Raw genomic sequence first — 5,300 nt, forward strand, 5'->3', positions numbered from 1 at the left:
ATCGGGCTCGGCCAGTCCGTAGCCGCGCAGCATGCCGTAGGTCAGCTCGACCGCGCGCCGCGGTCCGGGCGCTCTTGCGGCCAGCTCAGGGTCGATCTGGATCGGGGTCTGCGTCGCCATGTAGCGGCCCGGGTGCTGGCGGGCGTACTCCCGCCAGGCGTTGGCAAACGCGACCAGCGCGTCCTTGCCCGACCGCCCGGCGGTCGCCTCGGCGATACGGATGGTCTTCTCATCGGCGGCCAGCAGTGCGATCCGTCCGCGCAGATCCTCCAGACTGCGGACGTGCGTGTAAAGACTCGCGTCCTTCACGNATCGGCGGCCAGCAGTGCGATCCGTCCGCGCAGATCCTCCAGACTGCGGACGTGCGTGTAAAGACTCGCGTCCTTCACGCCGAGTCGCCGCGCCACCTGCGACATGGTCACCCGGTCGAGCCCGACCTCGTCCGCCAGCTCGGCGCCCGCGATCGTCACCCGCTCCGCCGTCAGCCCGGCCCGCGCCATACACCCTCCCAATGATCCTAGGACTCCTAGATATAACCTAGGAGTCCTAGGAATTCAAACGGGGATGTGTTCACGCAGGTACCGCTGTTGCGGATGACGGGGTATCAGAGCTGGCCACCAGCGCCTGCGCGTGTGGATGCCCGCTGGTCGCCGAGTGCGTGAGCGAGTTGGCGACGCAGACTCTGGTTCTCTTCCACAAGTTGCCGGTTCCGTTCCAGGGCCGCCTCCAGGCGTGCGTGCAACGAGGCATCGGAGGAGCGTTCAGCCGCAGGGATCTGCGGCGAGGGGGAACGCCGAGTCGTGTCACGGAGCCGTTCGATCTCGGCTCGGATGTCAGGCTGGCCATAGAGCCAGGAACGTGAGATGCCCGCGCGCCGGGCAACGCCCTCGAAAGACACCGGAGCTCTGGTGCGGTCGAGTTCTCGCAGGGCCTGGATGGCCTTGGCGCGTGTGAGTTCGCGGCGCTTGCGGGCGGCGGCGATGAGCGGTGCGGGGTTGGGCTCAGGAGGCATCGGCGGCCGCCTCGCTGGTGTCTGACTGACCGTCGTCTTCGAGCGACGTGATGATCTTCTCCAGGTTGTCGGCAACCTGCCGGTTCATCTCCACGAGCCGCTTCTGCCCGCGGGCTTCGGCCGACGAGATGATCTGCAAGGTCTGCCGGCGCTGTTCAAGGTGCTGGGGCAGGAACTCGACGGTGGTGATGAACATCGGGCAGGTCAGACACGAGTTGGCGTGCGGGCAGGACTGCACCACCGGCAGTCCGCAGTAGCCGTTGGGCAGGGCCTGCGTAGCCCGGGAGAGCCTTTGTTTGGCCCACGCCGCCTCCGCGAGAGGGCCGGCTGGGTCCAGGGAAACGGTCTCGCCTTGAGCGTTGACCTTGCGGGCCTTCTCCCAGTGCCGGCGGACGGTCATGTCCGACAACCGGGCGTAATGGGCGGTCATCTGGGCCGAGGTGTGATCAAGGATTTGACGGACGACCTCCTGCGGGACGTCCTTGTTGATCAGCCTGGTGCCCAGGGTGTGCCGGAACTGGTGCGGGGTGATTTGCACGGGGCGGCCGAGCTCGTCGCCGGTCTCGCAGTGTTGGAGCCACTCGGTCAGCGAGACCCGGTACCCGGAAGTGCTGATTGGTCTGTCGCCGCGGAGGTTCGCGTCGGCGCGGGGGAAGAGGACCGACACGCCCTCGGGCCGCTCTTCCAGGATTCGGCGCTGGTGATCACGAACCTTCTGTTCGAGTTCTTCGTCGATGGGCACCAGTGAGCTCTTTCCACTCTCACGCTGACGTGAGGTGAAGGCCGTCCTCTGCCTTCACCTCACGTCAGGGTGAGGGAATTACGGGGCGTCGCAGTGCGGCCTTGGAAGCAGCAGAGTTCTCGAGGTTCCGAGGAAATCCGTTGGGATGCCGGCTTGCTCCAGTCATGATCTATTCGTGGATACCTATCTGGAGACCGATCGCCTGGTCCTGCGGCGCTTCACTGCCGATGACGCCGACCTGCTGATCGAGCTGGACAGCGACCCGGCGGTGATGCGCTACCTGACCGGCGGCCAGCCCACCGCGCCGCAGGTCGTCCGAGAGCAATACCTGCCGCGCATCCTCGCCGGCTACGAGCGGTGGAACGGCGCACTGGGGCTCTTCGCCGCGCACGAAAAGGACGGCGGTGCATTTATCGGCTGGTTCCACTCCCGTCCACAACCAGAGGGCCCGCTGGACGAAGTCGAACTCGGCTACCGACTGCGACAGGCGGCATGGGGCAAGGGCTATGCGACCGAGGGCTCGCGAGCCTTGCTGGCGAAGGCATTCACTGAGCTCGGTGTGCGCATGATCTGGGCCGAGACGATGTCCGTGAATCACGGTTCGCGCAACATCATGGAAAAGCTCAAGATGACGCTCACGGACAACATCCCCATCCCCTCCGGCATGGAGATGATCGAGGGCTCCGTGCACGGGGGCGTACGGTACGAGATCACCAAGGAGCAGTGGAAGCAGTAGTAGCCCTGGTTTGCGCGGCATCGAGTCATCAGGCGGTATCCGGGGCCCCTCCTATGGATCAGGTCGCCTCGGTCCGCTGTCGGCGTACGGTGGGCAGCGCGATGTCGTCCCCGGTGTCCCTGCTGGATTGAGCCCTTCTCACGCTGACGTGAGGTGAGGGCGAGGACGGCCTTCACGATGCCTGTGATCCGGTTGGTGCTGCGCAGCGGAGCTTGCGCAGGAGTCGCCAGCTCTTGAGGCTGGCCATGGCCTGTTCGCCGACGCACCGGATCTTGGCGTGGGTGGTGTTGTGGCGGCGCTGCCACCGCTTGAGCTTGCGTCCCTTGAACGGGACGCGGACAAGGCGGCCGGCGCCTTGGTATGCCTTGTCGGCCCAGCATTTGAGGCCGGCCTCGGCGAGGGTGTCGATGATGCCGTGCTCGCATGCCGCGGTCAGATCGTGTGTGGCGCCGGGCAGTGCGGGCGAGGCTCACAACAGCCGTCCGAGCGGGTCGGCCAGGACCTGGACGTTCATGCCGTGGCGCCGCTTCTTGCCGGAGAAGTAGGGCCGGTTGGAGGCGATCCGGCGCACCGCGCAGGACCCAGACGTGGGTGACAACGGCATTGGTCGGTACGCCGGCCGTCGTGTCGGGGCCGGCTGGTCGCACAGCTGCACGCCCATCACTGTGCGGTGCCTGTCTGCATCGCCCAGTGGTGGGCTGCTCCGAGGAGGTTAATCAGCTCCGGAGGAGGTTGCCTCTAGCCGCTCCCGCATCCGCTGTGGGTACTGTCCCCGACAGGACGGGCCCGTCGATTCCTACGGCGTGGTGAGGTTCAGCTTGTACGTGGGCTCACCCTCGACCCAGGTGTCGACGAGGTCACCGTTCGACTCGTGGCCTTCGACGCGCAGCTTCAGGGTGAAGCGATAGGTGCCAGGCCCCGCGTAGCGCAGCTCCTTTACATCCAACGGGGCGCCGTCCTTGGACACGCCGAGCAGACTCGACCACATCACACGGCACTCGGGGAGCTCCCTCCACGGAGAGATCCAGGTTGCGATGAAGCACCTCGCCGATGTCAGCCCAAACTTCAACGTCTTACCGTCAGTGGACGCGCACAACTCAACCTTTGAGCTCATCTGCTTCCCGTCATCATCTGTGCGGAAGTCCTCGATGGAACAGACTTTCCCCGCCTCCGGCATCGGGGCCGCGCCGGCCGTAGTGGCCGACGTCGATAGCGCACCGGCGACCAGCAACGAAGCGCCCAAGAGCATGGGAAGAGACGACTTTCGGACCGACATGAGGGATCCTCTCGCGGAGTGACACGAACGAAGGGCCTGGACACGCGCCACGACCGGCGGAAGGCCCGCCCCCGCGCGACAGACTGCCCAGCCGCCGACTATGTGAAGGGCCGCCGCGACCGCGCGGCGAACGGGCAACGGGCGCCCGCAGGAACAACCTGTCCGCAGCCGCGTCCGACCTCACTCGAACAACACGCGATGGCCGGAATCCCACCAGGGCAGCGAAGAGATCGCCTCATCGCTTCCGTCCAGCACAAAAGCCAGGGGCCCGCCCAGCGGCCACCAGGCGTCACCCCCGTCCCGCGTTTCACCTGTGTGACGCCTTTTCCCTCGCAGCCAGCTCATCCGGAGGCAGCGGACCCCCGGCACCTGCACCAGAGTCACGGCTCATTTCCCATCGCTCACCCGAGTGATCACCCCCTCGGATCTCAGCCACGACGTAGCCAACACCGGGCGAAGGCGGCTTCCCTGGCGGTGTCGGCCCCGGCCGGGCCAGGCACTGGGGCCGCTATTCCGACCATCAAGAGCACCCGAGACTTCACAGGCGAGCGCTTGACACCGTCCTAAGCACCGAGGATCGGAATCAGCTTCTCACCCACGGCTGAACATGCACCGGCCAACTGCGACGTTCAGCCGGGCCGACTCAGCTGCTCACGGGCCATCTGAAGAACTCAGTCACAAACGATCCTAAGCTCGCCGATGTAAACGCTGCTCTCCCGGACTGATGAGACTTAGCGCTCTAATTGGCCCCTGAGCGTGCTACATGGCCCGGCTGAGCGTTGTAGTTGGCCCGCAGGCTAGACCACCACCGGCGAGAGTCAGAGTGCCAGGCGAGTCCGGGCAACCCGCACGAACTCATTGATGGCTTCCCACATGTGCTGGGTCTTCTTCTGGGCATCGGCGTAGTTGCCGTGATCTTCACTGAGGTGCGGCCGCCCGGGCTGCCTCCAGGACCCTCGCAGCGGCCTCCCACACTTCTTGGCTGCCCTCAAGTTCCAGGACCAGGCCAGCTGACTGCGTCCGCGTCCCTCTGCTGAAGCAGTCTCGGCGGATCTGCTCCGGGTCTCGATTGGCCTCCATTGCACTCAGTCCCGGCAACGCAGTGGAGGACTCATGTGGTACGCGTAAGCACGCAGCCACTTGCTGATCTCGATTCCAACTACGGTCCTGCGCCCGTCTGCTGACCATACTGCCGGCGAAGACTCCGATCAGCGTGGTCAAGACCGCTCCAACAGATGGGCGCAGCACGCTCCATATGCCCGTCACCAACCCAGTGTCTGAGGAAGAAGGACCTCTCGCAGGTATACGGGGCGCTATGGCTGGTCCTGCACTGCGGAGCCATGGATACATTCCTTGTCGTTGTGGGAGCGCCGCATGCGCGGCAAGCGGGTTGCTCTGCTGAGTCGACCGGTCGGCGACGCGAACGACCTGGACCGCCGCTCAGCCTCATCGCCCTTAGAACTCCTAACGAAATGATCTTCGAGGTGGTTGGATCACTCCGGGACCGTTGATCCGGGGGTGTGGGGTGGCTCGG

Annotated in this window: 4 protein-coding genes and 3 pseudogenes; 1 reads left to right on the forward strand and 6 read right to left on the reverse strand. The window is 65.5% G+C overall.

The genetic code is table 11. From position 1 onward, the window contains the following. The 4 genes and pseudogenes from DY245_RS45870 to DY245_RS06205 form a co-directional block, all read right to left on the reverse strand. The coding region (locus DY245_RS45870; RefSeq protein WP_244942857.1) for a TetR/AcrR family transcriptional regulator at positions 1-310 on the reverse strand (310 nt) is incomplete at both ends. 1 nt (position 311) lies between these two features. After that, a pseudogene (locus DY245_RS45875) lies at positions 312-500 on the reverse strand (TetR family transcriptional regulator); the annotation flags it as partial. A 104-nt stretch (positions 501-604) separates the two neighbouring features. Beyond that, positions 605-1,012: a DUF6262 family protein gene (locus DY245_RS47460; protein ID WP_128504380.1), complete on the reverse strand. Its 408-nt coding sequence runs from the start codon at positions 1,010-1,012 to the stop codon at positions 605-607. After that, a pseudogene (locus DY245_RS06205) lies at positions 1,002-1,769 on the reverse strand (tyrosine-type recombinase/integrase); the annotation flags it as partial. The pseudogene DY245_RS06205 and the gene DY245_RS47460, both read right to left, overlap by 11 nt. Positions 1,770-1,929: 160 nt before the next feature. Between DY245_RS06205 and DY245_RS06210 the strand changes: the two are divergent. After that, on the forward strand, positions 1,930-2,490 hold the full coding sequence (locus DY245_RS06210) for a GNAT family N-acetyltransferase (RefSeq protein WP_128504382.1): 561 nt from the start codon (positions 1,930-1,932) through the stop codon (positions 2,488-2,490). A 155-nt stretch (positions 2,491-2,645) separates the two neighbouring features. On the opposite strand, the pseudogene DY245_RS06215 reads toward DY245_RS06210, so the two are convergent. Both DY245_RS06215 and DY245_RS44130 read right to left on the reverse strand, forming a co-directional pair. Then, positions 2,646-3,061 (reverse strand): annotated as a pseudogene (locus DY245_RS06215) (transposase family protein); the annotation flags it as partial. A gap of 225 nt (positions 3,062-3,286) precedes the next feature. Then, complete coding sequence (locus DY245_RS44130; protein WP_181923541.1) at positions 3,287-3,457, reverse strand: hypothetical protein; 171 nt, start codon at positions 3,455-3,457, stop codon at positions 3,287-3,289. Positions 3,458-5,300: the final 1,843 nt, after the last annotated feature.

Origin of the sequence: Streptomyces inhibens, assembly GCF_003389455.1 — a bacterium.
Lineage (GTDB): Bacteria > Actinomycetota > Actinomycetes > Streptomycetales > Streptomycetaceae > Streptomyces > Streptomyces inhibens.

Bases quoted from the DNA above. Each gene is read 5' to 3' on its own strand.
- DY245_RS47460 (WP_128504380.1), bottom strand. From the start codon at position 1,012: ATGCCTCCTGAGCCCAACCCCGCACCGCTCATCGCCGCCGCCCGCAAG.